The organism is Oceanisphaera profunda, from assembly GCF_002157895.1.
In the GTDB taxonomy this organism is placed as follows: Bacteria; Pseudomonadota; Gammaproteobacteria; order Enterobacterales; family Aeromonadaceae; genus Oceanimonas; species Oceanimonas profunda.
In genome coordinates this window covers 1,848,564-1,864,011 of sequence record NZ_CP021377.1, presented here as the reverse complement: position 1 = coordinate 1,864,011, position 15,448 = coordinate 1,848,564, and the positions used below count along the sequence as shown (strand labels likewise).

Here is a 15,448-nt window from a genome sequence, read left to right as displayed (position 1 = left end):
TAGGTTTTCGGCATAATTAATAAACATAAAAGGGCTGCGTTTGCAGCCCTTTTTATTAGCTGAAAATCAGACGCGCGTTAGTCTCCCCCCATTACTTCGTAGATGCCGCGACTGCTGGCCGCCGAACAAGTGAGCGGAGACTACAGAATTAGAGAATGTATGGGCTAAATGCAGGTGGGGTTTGGTAGGGTACCCACTTGTTCGGCACTGTCTTGGTCGGGTTTTCCTAAGATCGTGTTACCTTAAGTCGCTATATAAAAATAACCAAGGAGCAGCCAGATGCTGGGAATAATATTATTAGGGTTAGCCATCGCCGCCGTCTTGCTGATGGTAAACCAAGGCCGCAGCCACCATGATGTAGCACAACGCGTTGAGCAGTTAGCAGCCCAAAATTTGCAGCTGCACGAGCGAGTACAAGTACTGGAAGAGTTGGTATTAGAAAAAGAAAAACAACGCCCTTTTGAGACGCTTGAATAGCCGCTTGATAGCAATAGCGACTTACCAACAGATAGATATCAAAAAACAGATAAAAACTGGTATATAAAAACTGACAAATACAAACAAGCAACCATGAAAAATCAAAAAAAAGCCTACCTTTACGGCCTAGGTGCCGTCGCCTGTTGGTCTACCGTTGCCACCGCCTTTAAGCTCTCGCTGGGCTACTTTTCGCCGGCACAGTTACTGCTGGTGGCCACTGTCACCTCGTCGCTGTTATTGCTCGGCATCTTAGCTTGGCAAGGCAAACTGCCCTTGTTGGCCAAAAGCTTAAAAGCCCATCCGGGCTATTATCTGTTGCTGGGGCTGATTAACCCTACCCTCTATTACTTGGTATTGTTTCAGGCCTACGATCGGCTGCCGGCACAACAAGCACAAACGCTGAATTACACTTGGGCGATTACCCTCACCCTGCTGGCGGTGCCCTTCTTAGGGCAAACCATCCGCAAGCAAGACTGGATAGCCATAGTGCTGGGCTATTTAGGGGCCATGGTGATTGCCACTAAAGGCAACTTACTCAGTCTTGATTTTGAAGATCCACTGGGGGTGGCGTTGGCGTTATTTTCTACGCTACTGTGGGCGGGATATTGGATTTTAAATACCCGCCATCAAGGCGATGCCTTGGTCAGCCTCACTTTGAGCTTCTTATTAGCCCTGCCGTTAGTGGTGGCCGCCACCGCGCTATGGTCGGATTTTCAGTTAATCGCCTGGCAAGGTTGGCTGGGTGCGATTTATGTGGGCGTGTTCGAGATGGGCATCGCCTTTGTGCTCTGGCTGCTGGCGCTGCGCCATGCCGAGCACACGGCGCGAATTTCTAACTTAATTTTTATCTCGCCGTTCGCCTCATTATTGCTGTTACGTTTTTTGGTGGGCGAACAGATTTACCCCGCCACCCTAGTCGGTTTAGTAATGATAGTGACCGCGCTGCTTATCCAGCAGGTCAAAACTAAACCATGAAGAGATTAAAGATTTTTCGCAGCGGAAGAATACCGAATCCACAGAAAAATAGAGATCAGATCTGAAAGAGATCTTGATGGTAAGAGCCGAGATTAGACCCAAGCAAAAGTGACAAGCGAAACAGGGTACATTATGGCGGAGGTTCTTACGTAATCAGGTACTTTGTAGTCTTGCGCTTTAGCTGCAAGTTCTGCGAAGCAGAATAGTTTTAAAATACATTCCCGCTGAGACGGGACCGCCGAAGTCCTCTTTATTAAAGAGACGGACGGGCTACAAAATATCGCCCTATGGTGCGGCGCAAGCCTTACCGCTGTGATTTAGGTTTTGCTATAGTCTGTAGCTGACCGCCAATAGCTCACCGTCGCCTTACTACTTAACTTACGGTTAGTTAACGGTTAGCTTACCGTTAGCCAAGGCGCCTCGCGCCATTACTGCATTCTCATTAAGGAGCCCTAATGTCACACGCTCAGCGCCTCGCAGCGATTCGCCATGCCATGGCCGACCAAAATCTGCAGGCCTTTATTGTGCCCCACGATGACGAACATCTGGGTGAATATATTCCGCCCTACGCGGAGCGCTTGGCGTGGCTGACCGGCTTTACGGGCTCCGCCGGAGCTTGCGTAGTGTTAGCCGAACAGGCCGCCCTGTTTGTGGATGGGCGCTATACGGTACAAGTGCGCCAACAAGCTCCCGCGAGCTTATTTAATTATCATCATCTTATTAGCGAGCCCTATCTCGATTGGCTACTCAGCCAACTGCGTAACGGAGATAGCGTGGGCTTTGACGCGCATTTACACAGCCAGCAGTGGTATGAAAATGCCGAGCCTAAGCTGGCGGAACAAGGTATCTCGCTGGTGCCAGTAAGTGAGAACTTAATTGATGCTCAGTGGCACGACCGCCCGCAACCCGGTACTAATCCGGCACTGTTGCTTAGCCAAGACTACAGCGGCCAGCACAGCGAAGCTAAGCGCAGCCGCATCGCCCAAGATTTAGCAGCAGCGAATATAGATGCGCAATTATTCACCCAAGCGGAGCCCATTAACTGGCTACTGAATATCCGCGGTCGCGATATCGACTGCTTGCCGGTGGTGCTGAGTTTTGCCTTATTGCATCAAGATGGTAGCGTGCAATTATTTGCCGATCCCGCTAAGTTTGCCGATTTAGACTTAAGCGCCCACAGCGGCTCCGACGTTACCTTGCATCCGGTAGCCGAGCTCACAGCGGCGCTCACAGCATTGGGTAATAAAAGCGCACGGGTGCAACTTGATCCCACCACCGCTAACGCGTGGAGCGCACTCACCTTAAGTGAAGCCGGCGCCGAGTTAGTCTATGCCGATGACCCTTGCATGCTGCCTAAAGCCTGCAAGAATCCGGTAGAAGTAAACGGCAGTCGCGCCGCCCATCTGCGTGATGGTGCCGCCATATGCCGTTTCTTAGCTTGGTTAGATGCCCGCGTTAGCCAAGCTAACCCCGAGCTGGAAGACGAAGGCAGTTTGGCCGACAAACTAGAACAGTTCCGTGCCGCCAACGATGAGTTTGTAGAGCCCAGCTTTAGTACTATCTCTGCCTTAGGCCCTAATGCCGCCATGTGTCATTATCGTCATGACAACGGTACGCCGCGCCGCTTAGGTCAAGATGCTATTTACTTAGTGGACTCTGGCGGCCAGTATCTGGATGGCACCACCGATATTACCCGCACCGTGGCGGTCGGCACGCCTAATGCGGAAATGAAGAAGCTGTTTACGCTGGTGCTGCGCGGCCATATGGACTTAGCGTCCGCGCGTTTTCCGGCCGGCACCTGTGGCCAACAGCTTGATGTATTAGCGCGCCAGCCCTTGTGGCAAGAAGGCTATAACTTCGATCACGGCACCGGCCATGGGGTGGGCCATTACTTAAGCGTGCACGAAGGCCCGCAGCGCATTTCACCCAAAGGCAGCCAAACTGCGCTGACTACCGGCATGATAGTGTCTAACGAGCCCGGTTATTATCGGGAAGATGCCTTTGGGATTCGTTGTGAAAACCTACAAGTGGTGCAGCCAGCCAACATAGGCGGGGATATTCCGATGTTCGCCTTAGAAACGCTGACCTTTGTGCCCTTCGACCGTCGTTTAGTGGATACTGCTTGGCTTGAGCCGAAGCACATTGATTGGCTTAATCAGTATCACGCCCAAGTGTGGGCTAAAATTAGCCCGCAATTAAGTGGGACAGATCTGATTTGGCTGGAGCAGGCAACGCGCGCCCTATAAAGTGAGCACGCTGTCATTTGCCGCCGTTTGCTAAAATTCGCTAAACTGCCCGTGTATATTGTCGCTTGAGTATGGTCTTGAGCGACAATTCATTAACCGGATCTACTTATGCCATTAGCTCAACATTACCGCTCCTTACTGCACCGCCTGCCTAGCTTGGCGGTGGATGCAGACCAAATACAAATTTTGTATTCGGCGCAAAGCTTTAAGCAAAGGTTGTTGGAACTTATTGCAGCCGCACAACAGCGCATTTATCTGGTTGCTCTTTATTTACAAGATGATGAGGCCGGCCGAGAGATTTTGACCGCGCTGCATGAAGCCAAACAAGCCAATCCGGCGTTAGATATTTGTTTATTTGTGGATTTTCATCGCGCCCAACGGGGCCTGATTGGTCATAAAGGCCAAGGTGGTAACCACAAGATGTACCAAGAGTTTGCCGACCGTTATTCGGAGTCGATTAATATTTACGGCGTGCCGGTTAAAGGTCGCGAAGTGCTGGGCGTGCTGCACCTTAAAGGATTTATCTTTGACGATACGCTGCTCTATTCCGGCGCCAGCCTCAACGACATTTATCTACACCAGCAAGAGCGCTATCGCTTCGACCGTTATCATCAACTCAACGATGCGGCACTGGCCGACACCATGATTGATTACATGACGCGGCTGTTTATAGATAATCCGGCAGTACCTTCACTGCTTGAAGAGCATATTCCCTCGGCACGCCAGCTGCGCTCGGTGATCCGCCAATTTAAACCGCAAATGAAGCGTGCTGAGTATCAGTTTGACGACGAGCCTCGCCAAACCGGTCAAGTGTCGGTCACGCCGCTCGCGGGCTTAGGTAAAAGAGGCAACCACCTTAACCGCGCCATCCGCACCCTACTGCGCAGCAGCGAACAACAGCTGTTTATTTGTACGCCTTATTTCAACTTACCTAAACCGCTGGCCAAAGATGTGCGCACCTTATTAAAGAAAGGCGTGACCGTAACTTTGGTGATTGGTGATAAAACTGCCAACGACTTTTACATCTCCCCCGATGAGCCATTTCGCACCATAGGCGGCCTGCCGTATTTATATGAAACCAATCTGCGCCGCTTTGCCCGTGCCCACCAAACTTCTATTTATCAAGGCAAGTTGAACATCATGCTGTGGCGCCATGAGCGCAACTCCTATCACCTGAAGGGCATGTTTGTAGATGACGACTTGGCCATGATCACCGGCAATAATCTCAACCCCCGCGCTTGGGGCCTAGATTTAGAAAACGGCTTGTTATTACAAGATCCCGAGCGATTATTACAGCCTTGCTTTGAGGAAGAAAAAAACAATATTCTCAAACACTGCCAGCGCATCGAGCATTTCACAGAAATCGAAGAAATGGCCGACTACCCAGTACCGGTGCAAAAGCTACTAAAACGCGTACAACGCACCCGAGCCAATGTGTTGCTGAAGAGATTGCTTTAAACACAGCGCCCAGCTCAATATCCAACAAAACGCCGCATTCCCAGAGTGCGGCGTTTTGTTGTTTTTTGCCGTCTTGCTGATGAAAATCAACATCTCACTTTGGATCTTAGTGACTAGAGCTATTTGCCACGGAAGGCACGGACAAAACAAGGAACAATAGTGATCAGTTCTGAATAAGTTGGTGAGGGGTGAAGCGTAAAGAGTAAGAGGACGAGCCAACAGCGACGCCGATATAGGCATATTGCAAGAATGTAGTCGCGCGCTTTAGCCGCGAAAACCTACGCAGTAGGTTCTGATGCACCAAGCTAACCCAAGAGCGGTGTTTATATGTTGGCTAGGCGCTAGATGCGGGGCGCTCGGCGCTGCCTTTACTCCCTTTTTAATCAAGCCTTTGCTATTCTCTGTACATATTTACAGGTGAGGCCGTTATGAATCTGGACAAGATGTCTCTCAGTCTGCTCAAGGGCGTAGGCGACAAGATGTTAGAAAAACTGCAACGGCTCAACTTGAGCACGGTGCAGGATCTACTGTTTCATCTGCCGCTGCGCTATGAAGACCGCACCCGTGTGCATGCCATCGGCGACTTAATGCCCGGCATGCATGTATCTGTGATCGGTGAAATCGTCGACAGCAATATTAGCTATGGCCGCAAACGCATGCTGTTATGTCGCATGCGTGATGACAGCGGCAGTCTAACGCTGCGCTTTTTTAATTTTGCCGCCGCCCAAATGAATAACCTCACCGCTGGCACAAAAATTCGTGCCTTTGGCGAGATTCGCCCCGGCCAGCATGGCCTTGAGATTATCCATCCAGAATACAGCCTGCAGTTAGGCGACCAAGCGATAACGGGCGAAGCCAACTTAACGCCAGTGTATGGTGCCACCGAAGGCTTGCGCCAAATCACCTTGCGCCAACTCACCGACCAAGCGCTGGCTTTACTTGCGCAAACGCCATTACAAGAATGGCTACCCAGCGGATTATACGACAAACAAGTGAGCTTAAACGCGGCGTTGCAGCTGTTGCATCGCCCACCGGCAGACGTGGACTTATTCACCCTAGAGCAAGGCGGCCATCCTGCTCAGCAGCGGTTGATCATGGAAGAGCTGCTTGCCCATAATTTGTCGGTACTTAAAGTGCGCGAGCAAAGCCAAGCTCATCAGGCGCGCGGCTTACATTATCCTCAACAACTCATTAATGACTTTTTAGCGCAACTGCCCTTTACACCCACCGGTGCCCAGCAGCGAGTGGTGGCAGACATTGCCGCCGACTTAGCCAAGCAGGTGCCCATGATGCGCCTCGTACAAGGCGATGTAGGCTCAGGTAAAACCTTGGTGGCGGCACTGGCCGCACTGCACGTCATCGGTAATCAAGGCCAAGTGGCGTTAATGGCGCCCACCGAACTGTTAGCCGAACAACACGCCAATAACTTTGCCGCTTGGTTAGCGCCATTAGGTATTCAAGTAGGCTGGTTAGCCGGCAAGGTAAAAGGCAAGGCCCGCGCCGAGCAACTGGCGCGACTGGCCAGCGGCGAAGTGGGCATGATAGTCGGCACCCACGCGCTGTTTCAGGAAGAAGTGCAGTTTAATGCACTGGAATTAGTCATTATCGATGAGCAACACCGTTTTGGTGTGCACCAGCGTTTGGCACTGCGTGAAAAAGGCAGCCAAGGGGAATTTTATCCCCATCAGTTGATCATGACCGCCACCCCCATTCCGCGCACTTTGGCCATGACTGCCTACGCGGATCTCGACACCTCAATTATCGATGAACTGCCACCGGGCCGTACTCCTGTAAAAACCGTGGCCATGCCCGATACCCGCCGTGAAGAAATCGTGGCTCGGGTACGAGAAGTCTGCCGCGAGCAAGGTCGCCAAGCCTATTGGGTGTGCACCTTAATTGACGAGTCTGAAGTATTGGAATGCCAAGCGGCGGAAGACACCGCCACCGAGCTCACCGCCCAATTACCCGAACTAAAAGTGGGCTTAGTCCACGGCCGCATGAAGCCCGCCGAAAAGCTCACCGTCATGGCGGACTTTAAAGCCGGTAACTTAGATTTATTGGTGGCGACTACGGTAATAGAAGTGGGCGTAGACGTACCTAATGCCTCGTTAATGATCATCGAGAATCCCGAGCGTTTAGGTTTGGCGCAGCTGCACCAATTACGCGGCCGCGTCGGCCGAGGTGCGGTCGCCTCCCACTGTGTGCTCTTGTATCACGCGCCTCTTACCAAAACCGCCGGCCAACGCTTAGGCGTGCTACGCGACACCAACGACGGCTTTATTATTGCCCAAAAAGACTTAGAAATTCGCGGCCCCGGCGAGCTATTAGGCACCAAACAAACTGGCCTTGCGGACTTAAAAATTGCCGATCTGATCCGCGACCAATATCTATTACCCGAAGTACAACGCATCGCCCGCTATTTAGCCGACAAACACCCAGAAGCCACAGCCCCACTGATCCGCCGCTGGCTAGGCGAGCGCGAGCATTATGGGAAGGTTTAAAGGCAGCGCTAAGCGCCGAGCACAAAGCGCCTAGCTAAAGACAAATCAAAAGCTAAGAACTATTTTTGCCACGGCTCATTGCTACGAAAGCACGGAAGAACACGGAAAAATAGAGATCAGACCTGAAAGGGATCTTGATGGTAAGAGCCGAGACTAGACACATGCAAAAGTAACAGGTGAAACAGAGACCGAATATACAGGCTGGTTTGGATTTTGTAGGCGAACGCTTGTTCTCGCATTCCTCCGCAGGCGGAACGGGTTAAAACCTAACTTGGATCGGTAACAGCCGTCGGCAGAGTGCCAACTCGTAAGCATAATGATTTATGCATGCCACAGATTTTAACAATCCCAGCATGAATCCTAACTACCGATAACTGCAGGTAACTATGCGTTATGGTAAAAATCGTCTCTCCAACAACTAGCTACTAGAGCATATCAATCGCTATATTTTTCAAAGTACTCTGCGGCCAGCGCTTGCCCTTCTCTCAACTCACTTGGAGAAAGAGATTCAGCCGCTATATCGCGAAGTTCTTTAGCTTTATTATCACCGCTTGCAACGGAAACAGAGAGCCAAGCATAAGCTTTCTTAGAGTTCTCTGGTGCTCTTTCATCTCGCAAGTACAGAATCCCGGTTAAGGCCTGCGCTTCTGCATGCCCTTGCTCTGCGGCCTTTCGACTCCAAATTAAAGCCTTCTTAAAGTTTTCAGGGACCCCATTACCCCTATAGTACGCAGTTCCTAAATTAGACTGCGCGCGCGCATGCCCCTGCTCCGCTGCTTTACGAAACCAATACACAGCTTGCTTCGCGTCTTTCGACACCCCTTCACCGCTAACTAACATAGAACCCAAGTTATTCTGCGCATCCACATGACCCTGCTCCGCCGCCTTACGAAGCCAGTACACCGCCAGCTCGGGGTCTCTCGGAACTCCGACACCCTCATCGTAAAAAATCCCTAAAGCAACCTGTCCGACTACATACTCCTGCTCGGCGGCCTTACGAGCCCAATACAATGCCTTACTATAATCTTGCGGCACTCCGTCACCTCTAAAATATACCCCACTTAACACAAGCTGAGCTTCAGCATCTCCCAATTCAGCATCATGCTTAAGAAGTGATGGGACCTGCGCAATGGCTTGCAAATTGACAGCACCACACAACACCCCCCGAACACCCACATCAATGCTTTTTTATTTAACACAACCATGCCCTCTATTTTCTAAGATATAGAGCATATCCTCTCACAAAAAAAGCCTCAAATGAGAAGAACAGAACAATATCGAGTTTGCTGTCACACCTCTGATAATACGGCGTTATGTTTAATGATACGGCGCACTGAGCACCTAGCGCGCTAACAAATCTCAGTTTTGTCTCTACATTACATCTGCAAACCTCAAACTTGCACAGCTGAAACTTCATTATGCTCATTAACCAATTGCGGCTAATTTTTGAGCATCTACCAGTGTTCAGGCAGCTGCTGCTGTGTGCTGAACACGCATAAGATTTGGAGCTCAAAACCGACGACACGATAAGAGATGATGAAACTGTATTTTGTGAGTACTAGTTCACGGGTGCCGAGTACCGGCCTGGTCTACCAGAGCTTGGAAATGCTTTGCAGCGTGTATTCCGTGGCAAAAGTCTTTGGTCTCTCAGTGTTTTGGTGCTGGTGTCATGTTTACCTTCACCATTTACGCTTCACTCTTCACCGGCTTATAGCGCTGCTTTGTTTCCCTCCGGGTGGCTGGCTAGGTATGATGTAAGTCTCGGATTCTAAAGGGATGCTGCATGAAAAAGCTGGCCAAATATCTGCTACTCACCTTGCTTGTGTTACTGCTCGCCGGTTGGTTGTTGTTGACGCTGTTTGATGCCAATCGTCTTAAGGAGCCGGTGCTGGCTTGGCTTAACGAGCACACCGATCTCGATGCATCTATAGGTGATATCACCTTTAATCCGCTGCACCCTTATACCTTGCTGGCAGAAGATGTGCGCTTAGGCGACTGGTTTCATGCCCGCCAAGTGTATGTGCAGCTGGCCACGCTTTCGCCGCTGTCCGGCCAAACACGCATTGCCACCTTAGACCTTATTGATGCCAAACTGCTGCTGGATGACGCCATAGCGCTGCAGTTGCCAGATAACTTGGCCAATATTCACGTTGCCGAGCTCACCACTAAGAACTTGAGCCTAGAGTGGCAAGGTTGGCAGGCAAAAGGCACCGATCTTAGGCTGCATGATTGGCAGCCAAGATTGGATGGTAATTGGCAGTGGGATGCAGATGTAAATGTAAGCGGCCAAGCACGCCAGCTTACCCAGCCAAATCTAGAGATGGCGCAACTGACTTTTCATGGCCAAGTGCGCCAACAACAGCTGCAATTAACTGAAATAAAAAGTCGCTTATTTGATGGCATATTTGAGTCCAACGTAGTCGTAAACTGGCCCAAGCAGCAGCTGATCTTAAACGCCCCGCAATTTAGCCATAACCAACTGCAATTTGAACAATGGCCAGAACTTGCCTCGGGCTGGAGCTTACAGATTAATAAAGCTCAGCTCGAAAAAGTGAGCATTACTAGCCCCTACCTCACCAGCAATAACATCAGTGGCGAGCTGCGCTATTTTGAGTGGGCGTCAGGCCAGTTACCCGACGCCAGTGGTCAGTGGCAGGCCGATGAAGCCGTGCTGGATTGGCTGCGCCTCGATAAGCACCAAGGCGAGTTACTCAGCAGTCAACAGCAGCTGAGCCTCAATATTAATGGTCAAGCCTATGAAGGCAGTGTGACCAGCGAGCTGCGCTGGCACCCAGAGCAAGGCCGACTCGATATTGACGCTTTAGCGCTGCAAAATAACAAGTTTGTGTGGCAAGCGGACATGAAGTGGCCGCTGCCGGAAGTACGGCTACATAAGCTGGACATCAGTAATGGTGAGCTATTATCGCTGGACCCAAAGTTGCCGCTTTCTGTCATCGGTGGCGAGCTATTTGTTAATGATATCGCTTGGTCGGCGGGCCAATGGCGCCCTTTAAGTAAGCAAGCGCGAGCCGAAGCCAATTGGAGTGAAATTGCCTTTAACAGCTTAATTGCCCGCCAAGGCAAGGCGAAGGCCAAGTTAGATGATACCCATCTGTGGCTGACTGAACTAAACAGTGATGCACTGGAAGGCCAAGTTACGTTGAGCGGCAAGCTGGGTTTGTATCCGCCGTACGCCATTGACGCCGAGCTTAAAGGCCAAGAGTTAGCCTTGCGCCCGATAAGCCGCTGGCTAAAGGCGGATCGCAACTTTTCAGGCAAGGTTGAGATTAATGCTGAGCTTAAAGGCGAGGTACAAGATAGACAAACCTGGCAGGGGCAAGTGGCTTTAAGTGGCCAAGAGGTGTTCGTCGAGAAGTTGGGGCTAGATAATTGGCTCAGCCAACGACTGCGTGAAGATTATGCCCAAGCTAAAAGCGTAGACCCGCAACTGGCGGCGCTGGACTTAAACCAAGGCGACAGTTTTATTTATCAGCTCGAACTTAAAGGACCCATTAACAACGGCCACTGGCGCCTTGATGGCAGCGCGCTGCAAAGTGTGCGCTATTTATTGGCCTTGCGCGGCGAGGTCGACTTAGCCGGCGGCTGGCAACTGGAGCTGGGGGCGGTTAACGATAAAGGCTGTCGCGAGCTGGCCATTGAATTAAGCGAAAGCTGGCGTGCACCTAAGCTGACGATCCATCAGCCCAAGCTCGTTAGCCCCTGTAAGCCTTGGTATCAAGGTGACGTGCCCTACCCTAAATCCGGTTTGTCTGGAGGTATCTTAGAAGGTGTGCGATCGCTGCAAATGGATGAAGAAGAGTAACAGTAGAGGGCAGTGTGTTTTGTGTTTATGCCGTCATCCTGATGCACATCAGGATCTCGCTTTTGGTTTTAGATCTTAAAACATAAAAACGAGATACCGGAGCCGTCATGCTGAACTTGATTCAGTACCGGTAACACGGCACAGGGCGGTATTTGTTCTCAGGCTTGTAGCTTGGTGCCGGGCTCTTTCTTTACCCTTCACTCTTTACGCCTCACTTCTCACACTCAAATCAATGCGGCAAAATCACGTAGCGACCGTTGAAGGTGGCGGCCACTTGATCGCCGCTATACAAGGTGACTTGCAGATCGATGCGTACTCGCTCGCCAGCTTGTAGCGGGATCAGTTGCTCGCGCAATCGGCCTGTTACTTCGGCAGTGGGTTCATCCCACACTGGCTTTAAGAATTTAATATCACCACTGCCCTGCACTATGTCGCCGCTTAAGCCAAATTCTTGCATTTGCAACCAGATAAGCCCCCAACCAGTGAGCACGCATTGGCTGTAAATACTGCCGGCAAACATGGAGTCATGCAGGTTGAGGTTGGCGGTCAGATTGGCCTTGGTCTTAAAACGAGCACCGGTATATTGGATTATCTTAATGCCCATTTTTTCGGTGATCGGGATGCGCTTATGCCACTCGCGTTGTAAATCGTCACACAATTCTGGGCAATGGCGAATTTGATGAATCGAGGTCAAGGCTTTGATCATCTGCCGATGGGGAATTTTGCCAAAACTAATGGGGCCTTCACCCACTACGGTAAAACCGCAGCGGCTATAAAAAGACACCGCCTCTTCTCGAGCGTTCATCACTAAACGCCGCGCGCCTTGCTGGCGTGCTACCTGCTCTAAGGCCTGTACCATGCGCGTGCCCAAGCCGTGGTCGCGATTATCCGACTCCACCGCCATAAAGCGAATTTGTGCTTCGTCGCCACTCACATACAATCGACCCACGGCCACTAGCTTGCCTTGGTAGTCGACCATCATGCGATGATGCGCATATTCATCAAACTCGTCGCGCTCTGAGCCTCTAGGCTGTTGCCAGGGCTTGCGCAGTAATTGCCAACGCAACTGATAATACGCCTCAAGTTCCGCTTCCGTTTGCGGGGTGACCACACGATACATGGTCTGCTCCTATGTTTGTAAATATGAGTGTGAGTGCGAATATGAATGTGGGTTAACTACCAGTCACACAGGCGAAATCTAGCCCAAGATCCAACTTAAGCTAGGGATGGAAAATCGTTAGCAATTAACCCGCATCAAAGATTAAACCTGTAGCCAAAAGGTAACCGGGCCATCGTTGACCAAGCTTACTTGCATGTCGGCGGCAAAACGGCCGGTTTCGGTCGTCATGCCTTGGGCACGAGCGGCCTGCACAAAATACTGGTACCAATGCTCGGCGTCTTGATGGCTGGCGCCGTTAGAAAAGCTGGGTCGCAAGCCGGTGTTAGTGTCGGCGGCTAAGGTGAATTGCGATACCACCAACAAGCTGCCGCCCGCTTGGCTGACATTTAAATTCATCTTATCGTCGGCATCCGCAAACACCCGATAAGCCAACACTTTGCGCACCAATTTGTCGGCCTTGGCTTGATCGTCACCCTTTTCCACGCCGAGCAAGACTAATAGCCCTGGCCCAATGGCGCCCACGGTTTCATTTTCGATTGTGACTGTCGCCGAACTCACTCGCTGAATAAGCGCTATCATGCTTTCGCCAACTCCCTCACCATCTGATCTGTGGCTTTTACTAAGGCGTCTATAATACTCGGTTCAAAAGCGGAATGTCCGGCTCCGGGTACGATTTGTAGATTTAATTCCGGCCAATGCTCAGCTAACTCTAGCGCCGCCGCCGGTTTACAAATCATGTCATAACGACCGTGGATTAATATCGCGGGCAAACCGCGTAATTTTTCCACTTGGCGAATGATGTGATTTTCTTCAATGAAACAATGATTGATAAAATAATGACTCTCAATTCTGGCCAGCGCTAAGGCATCGTGCGCTTGGCCGTAATGCTCTACTGCGTCTATACGCGGGTGCAAGGTAGAGATGCGCCCTTCCCAAATCGCCCACGCCCGCGCGGCATTAAGCCGCGCCAGCTCGTTGCTGCTGGTGAGTAAACGATAATAATGATTAAGCAAGTGGCGCGTTTCACCGTCAAGGGGGCTTAGAAAGTCTTGGTAATAATCGGCAAACACTTGCGCCGCGCCGCCTTCTGGCTGATACAGCCAGTTAAGATCTTGCTCACGCGCCAAAAACAGCCCGCGCAGCACCAAGCCTCGCACTCTATCTCTATGCTCAATGGCATAACACAGCGCCAGAGTGGAGCCCCACGAGCCGCCAAACACCAACCACGACTCCACGCCTAAGGTAGTGCGGATTTGCTCCATATCGGCGATGAGCGCTTGGGTGTGATTATCCGCTAATTCGGCGTGAGGTTGTGACTGACCGGCACCGCGCTGATCAAACAAAATAATGCGATAACTTTCAGGATCAAAAAAACGTCTGTGCTCGCCACTGGTGCCCGCACCTGGCCCGCCGTGCACTAACAGCACCGGAATACCCAGCGGATTGCCGCTTTCTTCTACATAGAGAGTGTGTCGATCAGAGACCTTAAGTTGATGCTGCTGATACGGGGTGATGCTCGGATATAAGCTGCGCATTAATCCTCCTCTGCCGCGGCGGCTTCTGGGTTTACATCCTCAAAGCGCTTGCCTAGCAAACGCTCAAATTCGCCTAAGCCTGCGGTAATTTCCGCGCCTAGCAAGGCCACCATCCAGCTCAAATAGACCCACACAAAAATAATAGGAATAGTGGCCAAGGTGCCATAAATCGCTTCATAAGACGGGAACTGCACTATGTAAAAAGCAAAGGCCCGCTTGGCAATTTCAAATAAGATACCCGCCACTAAGGCGCCACAAATGGCGTGGGTGAAACGCACCCGTATATTGGGCACCACCATGTAAAACACCACAAACATGCCGGTCGATAAGAAAAACGGTAGCACAGATAATAAGTATGAGCTTAAGCCTAATACATCGTCATTAAATACTTGAATGGTGGTGATATAAGAGGTCAGCACTAGGCTAGCACCTACCAAAATCGGGCCTAAAGTGAGGATCATCCAATAGGTGGCAAAGGCGACTGAAGTGCGGCGTTTCTCGGTGACCCGCCAGATATAATTGAAGTTTTGATCGATAGCCGAAATCAACAGCATGGCGGTAAAAGCCAAGGCTGCCACCCCAATAGCGGTGGTTTTAGAGGCGTTATCGACGAAGCTTTGAATTTTCTCTTGTACTACATCACCGGCGGCGGGCACAAAGTTGGTAAAAATAAAGTGCTGTATGGTTGACCGCAGCTCTTCAAACATAGGAAACGCCGACATCATGGCAAACACCACCGCCAACATGGGTACCAAAGACAGCAAGGTGATATAAGCCAAATAGCCCGCCGTGACTTTGAGTCGATCATCCTCAATTCGACGCCACATAAAACAACTAAACTCTCGACCATGATCGCGAAGGAAATGCAGTCGATGCAGTAATTGCGCGATAAATTGACGCATAAAGTCCTCAAGGCTTCCGTAAATGTTTCTTATTGTGGCAAATTAACCATCATCAGTGCCAGTCGGATATGAATTGCCTGCAAACCTACCTCACAAAACTAGTCTTAAAATACTGAAAGACAGCAAAGGCCGGCGTGTTTTGTGTTTATGCCGTCTTCCTGATGAAAATCAGGATCTCATTTTTGATATTAGTGCCTAAGTGCGAGATACCGAGGCGAGCTCGGTAAGACGGCATAGGGCGGTATTTTTTGTATTTAAGCCGTCTTACTGATGCACATCAGGATCTCGTTTTTGATGCTAATACCTAAGTGCGAGATATGGTCGCAAGTCCGGTAGGCTGCAAGGGGCGGTGCTTGTCTTTAACTTACGGCGTTAAACGTATGGCGTACCGCTGCCCTTCGGGCATAAAAA

The 15,448-nt window shown here is 50.7% G+C and carries 11 protein-coding genes; 6 read left to right on the top strand and 5 right to left on the bottom strand.

Annotated features, from left to right (window positions below; all coding sequences use genetic code 11):
- Window positions 1-279: 279 nt before the first annotated feature.
- The 5 genes from CBP31_RS08040 to recG all read left to right on the top strand — a co-directional run bounded on the left by CBP31_RS08040 (window position 280) and on the right by recG (window position 7,657).
- Window positions 280-477 carry a hypothetical protein gene (locus CBP31_RS08040; protein ID WP_087036168.1) on the top strand — a complete coding sequence of 66 codons (198 nt, stop codon included), beginning with the start codon at window positions 280-282 and terminating at the stop codon, window positions 475-477.
- Window positions 478-570: 93 nt separating this feature from the next.
- Complete coding sequence (locus tag CBP31_RS08035; RefSeq protein ID WP_087036165.1) at window positions 571-1,452, top strand: DMT family transporter; 882 nt, start codon at window positions 571-573, stop codon at window positions 1,450-1,452.
- Window positions 1,453-1,907: 455 nt separating this feature from the next.
- Window positions 1,908-3,698 (top strand): aminopeptidase P family protein, encoded by a 1,791-nt coding sequence (locus CBP31_RS08030; protein WP_087036162.1) that lies wholly within the window; start codon window positions 1,908-1,910, stop codon window positions 3,696-3,698.
- A gap of 108 nt (window positions 3,699-3,806) precedes the next feature.
- The gene (gene pssA, locus CBP31_RS08025; RefSeq protein WP_087036160.1) at window positions 3,807-5,156 is read left to right on the top strand and encodes a CDP-diacylglycerol--serine O-phosphatidyltransferase; all 1,350 of its coding nucleotides are present in this window, start codon (window positions 3,807-3,809) and stop codon (window positions 5,154-5,156) included.
- Window positions 5,157-5,584: 428 nt separating this feature from the next.
- Complete coding sequence (recG, locus tag CBP31_RS08020; protein WP_087036158.1) at window positions 5,585-7,657, top strand: ATP-dependent DNA helicase RecG; 2,073 nt, start codon at window positions 5,585-5,587, stop codon at window positions 7,655-7,657.
- 435 nt (window positions 7,658-8,092) lie between these two features.
- On the opposite strand, the gene CBP31_RS08015 is transcribed toward recG, so the two are convergent.
- Window positions 8,093-8,797 carry a tetratricopeptide repeat protein gene (locus CBP31_RS08015; RefSeq protein WP_151898798.1) on the bottom strand — a complete coding sequence of 235 codons (705 nt, stop codon included), beginning with the start codon at window positions 8,795-8,797 and terminating at the stop codon, window positions 8,093-8,095.
- Window positions 8,798-9,440: 643 nt separating this feature from the next.
- Between CBP31_RS08015 and CBP31_RS08010 the strand changes: the two genes are divergently transcribed.
- A complete protein-coding gene (locus tag CBP31_RS08010) occupies window positions 9,441-11,480 on the top strand; it encodes an AsmA family protein (protein ID WP_087036153.1) in 2,040 nt (679 codons plus the stop codon).
- 229 nt (window positions 11,481-11,709) lie between these two features.
- Here CBP31_RS08010 and CBP31_RS08005 read toward each other — a convergent pair whose 3' ends face one another.
- From CBP31_RS08005 to CBP31_RS07990, 4 genes are all read right to left on the bottom strand, one after another.
- The gene (locus CBP31_RS08005; RefSeq protein WP_087036151.1) at window positions 11,710-12,600 is read right to left on the bottom strand and encodes a bifunctional GNAT family N-acetyltransferase/hotdog fold thioesterase; all 891 of its coding nucleotides are present in this window, start codon (window positions 12,598-12,600) and stop codon (window positions 11,710-11,712) included.
- 141 nt (window positions 12,601-12,741) lie between these two features.
- Window positions 12,742-13,179 carry a D-aminoacyl-tRNA deacylase gene (gene dtd, locus CBP31_RS08000; protein WP_087036149.1) on the bottom strand — a complete coding sequence of 146 codons (438 nt, stop codon included), beginning with the start codon at window positions 13,177-13,179 and terminating at the stop codon, window positions 12,742-12,744.
- A complete protein-coding gene (gene pip / locus CBP31_RS07995; protein WP_087036147.1) occupies window positions 13,176-14,135 on the bottom strand; it encodes a prolyl aminopeptidase in 960 nt (319 codons plus the stop codon). The genes dtd and pip overlap by 4 nt, the downstream gene beginning before the upstream one ends.
- Window positions 14,135-15,037 (bottom strand): virulence factor BrkB family protein, encoded by a 903-nt coding sequence (locus CBP31_RS07990; RefSeq protein WP_087036144.1) that lies wholly within the window; start codon window positions 15,035-15,037, stop codon window positions 14,135-14,137. The genes pip and CBP31_RS07990 overlap by 1 nt, the downstream gene beginning before the upstream one ends.
- Window positions 15,038-15,448: the final 411 nt, after the last annotated feature.

Coding starts and splice junctions, on each gene's coding strand:
- CBP31_RS08040 (WP_087036168.1), top strand. CDS start 280: ATGCTGGGAATAATATTATTAGGGTTAGCCATCGCCGCCGTCTTGCTG.
- CBP31_RS08035 (WP_087036165.1), top strand. CDS start 571: ATGAAAAATCAAAAAAAAGCCTACCTTTACGGCCTAGGTGCCGTCGCC.
- CBP31_RS08030 (WP_087036162.1), top strand. CDS start 1,908: ATGTCACACGCTCAGCGCCTCGCAGCGATTCGCCATGCCATGGCCGAC.
- pssA (WP_087036160.1), top strand. CDS start 3,807: ATGCCATTAGCTCAACATTACCGCTCCTTACTGCACCGCCTGCCTAGC.
- recG (WP_087036158.1), top strand. CDS start 5,585: ATGAATCTGGACAAGATGTCTCTCAGTCTGCTCAAGGGCGTAGGCGAC.
- CBP31_RS08010 (WP_087036153.1), top strand. CDS start 9,441: ATGAAAAAGCTGGCCAAATATCTGCTACTCACCTTGCTTGTGTTACTG.
- CBP31_RS08005 (WP_087036151.1), bottom strand. CDS start 12,600: ATGTATCGTGTGGTCACCCCGCAAACGGAAGCGGAACTTGAGGCGTAT.
- dtd (WP_087036149.1), bottom strand. CDS start 13,179: ATGATAGCGCTTATTCAGCGAGTGAGTTCGGCGACAGTCACAATCGAA.
- pip (WP_087036147.1), bottom strand. CDS start 14,135: ATGCGCAGCTTATATCCGAGCATCACCCCGTATCAGCAGCATCAACTT.
- CBP31_RS07990 (WP_087036144.1), bottom strand. CDS start 15,037: ATGCGTCAATTTATCGCGCAATTACTGCATCGACTGCATTTCCTTCGC.